The sequence below is a fragment of the Alicyclobacillus shizuokensis NBRC 103103 genome (genome assembly GCF_001552255.1).
Lineage (GTDB): Bacteria > Bacillota > Bacilli > Alicyclobacillales > Alicyclobacillaceae > Alicyclobacillus_G > Alicyclobacillus_G shizuokensis.
On record NZ_BCQV01000116.1, the window covers coordinates 1 to 1418 of the forward strand.

Annotated in this window: 1 protein-coding gene; it reads right to left on the reverse strand. The window is 52.3% G+C overall.

The window, feature by feature from the left end; translation table 11 throughout:
- On the reverse strand, window positions 1-790 hold a 790-nt coding region (locus ASH01S_RS17550), incomplete at its 3' end, for an IS110 family RNA-guided transposase (protein ID WP_157067239.1).
- Between the last annotated feature and the right edge of the window lie 628 nt (window positions 791-1418).

Here is a 1418-nt window from a genome sequence, read left to right on the forward strand (position 1 = left end):
GTCCCACTCCTGGAATCGTTTGTAACAATTCTTCCTGCTGTTGATATGGAGCAAAGTAGTGTTCCATGTCTGCTTCCAGATCTGCGATGGACTTCTCGAGAAACTCAAGGTGCTCCAAAGAACGCTGAATCATCTTACGGTGATGCAGTGTCACTCGACCGTTGAGTGCTTGGACGAGATCCGGGATCTTGGCTCGCAACCGACCTTTAGCGAGATCCGCCACTTGTTCGGGATCAATGGCTTCACCATTGACCAGAGCATCGAGCATGAGGCGGCCAGACTTCCCAAATACGTCGCTCATGAAGGTGGAAATCTTGATGTTGGCATCTTCCAGCACCTTCAGAATTCGATTACGCTCTGACGTTTCGTAGCCCTTTAGCTTTCGGCGGTATCGAGTTAAATCCCGCAGTTCACGTATCTCACGGGGTGCAACGAAGCTGTTGGATACCAGACCGCAACGATGCAGTTCGGCAATCCACTGTGCATCCTTCTTGTCAGTCTTGCGGCCGGGGAGATTCTTGATGTGAGCCGCATTAGCGAGGGTTACATCGCAGGTGGCCTCAAGGACGTTAAATACTGGTTTCCAGTACACGCCGGTGCTTTCCATGGCAACCTCTGTGCAACCGAGTTCGGCCAACCAGTCGGAGAGTTCGAGTAGCCCAGAGAATACGGTGGAGAACTCTTGAATGAACATTTGGGGCTTCTCTTCTAGAGGTCCCTTGAGAACGCAGGCGACTACATTGGCCTGATGCACATCCAAGCCAGCACAGCATTCTCGGATGGCGTCCAAGTGTCCTCATCCTTTCCAAGTAGGGCACAACCGCCTGACCGAAGGAAATTTGATGGATGTGCTCGTGGCAACAATAATTTGTGCTCAAGGCGGCTGTGGCTAGTTTAGAAGTCGGGGTCGGTCCCCCATAAAGAAAACAACCTTCCTGTCCTACTTGGTTTCATCTTGGATCATGGACGCCGACCAGTAAACACTACAGGACATTTTCATGATAATATTGTGCCCCGCCAGGGGCATGAGGGTTTAGGATTAGATGGATTGCGATGGCCGGGATAAGTTCCGACACCTCCGACAGTCCGATTCGCCGACGAGCTGGGTTGGCCAGCCATGTGCAACGGTCCGCATCCGGGACGTCCAATCAATCCGCGTATTAAATGCAGGTTGTTGATCGCGATGCAGGTGGATGTTGCATTCGCGGACTGGTATGCACCTTCCAGGGTGGTAGATACTAATGTTTGGGTAGTACCGAGCCGTTCAGCTGCCTGTAGGATCTGGGCTACCGGGAGTCCCGTCACCTGCGATGTGAGCCTCGGCGTCCAATGTTTGACTGCCTGCTCAAGTTTGTCAAATCCAACGGTGTGATTTCGGATGAAGTCTTGATGAAGCCAACCTTGGCGCAGCAGGATGT